At 53.8% G+C, this 500-nt stretch carries 1 protein-coding gene; it reads right to left on the bottom strand.

The features are described 5' to 3' along the window. Nucleotides 1-65: 65 nt before the first annotated feature. On the bottom strand, nucleotides 66-500 hold a 435-nt coding region (locus HAP95_RS09540; protein WP_215884000.1), incomplete at its 5' end, for a DNA cytosine methyltransferase.

The raw sequence follows: 500 nt of genomic DNA, 5'->3' as shown, positions 1-500 counted from the left end.
CAAAGCGATCAGCAAAGTGGCCGTGCTGTCTTTGCCACCAGACACGCTGATTACATGAATCGTTTTCACGCCACCATCCTTTTTCCGCTTGCATCCGTGTAATTCGCACGGATCAATGCGATGGCGGGCGGCGGAGAAACGCTGTTTCCACACATACGCACCTGTGCGGATTTTGAAAACTTCCGTCCATCGTGGCCATGATCAATGATGTAGGTATCCGGAAAGCCTTGGGCACGATATAGCTCACGCGGCTGCAGCATCCGTAACCCTATATCAACAATGACATACGGGGTGCCTTCAACATGAACTGTCACCAAAGCCAAACGGTCTTTGGTCGTTATCGTAGCCATGGGGTCATGCAAATCCCCCCACTGGCCACCCTCACCGTAATAACGAATCAGGAAAGCGGCCACACGAAGCGCACCGGCTTCATCGTCCGGGGACAGGGCACATTCCACCAAAGCACTTTTCCCGCCGCCACCTGCTGTAACCGTACCAAG

The sequence above is a fragment of the Acidithiobacillus sulfurivorans genome (assembly GCF_018853815.1).
GTDB lineage: Bacteria > Pseudomonadota > Gammaproteobacteria > Acidithiobacillales > Acidithiobacillaceae > Acidithiobacillus > Acidithiobacillus sulfurivorans.
The sequence above is the reverse complement of the archived record's forward strand: the minus strand, read 5'-3'. Positions and strand labels throughout refer to the sequence as shown.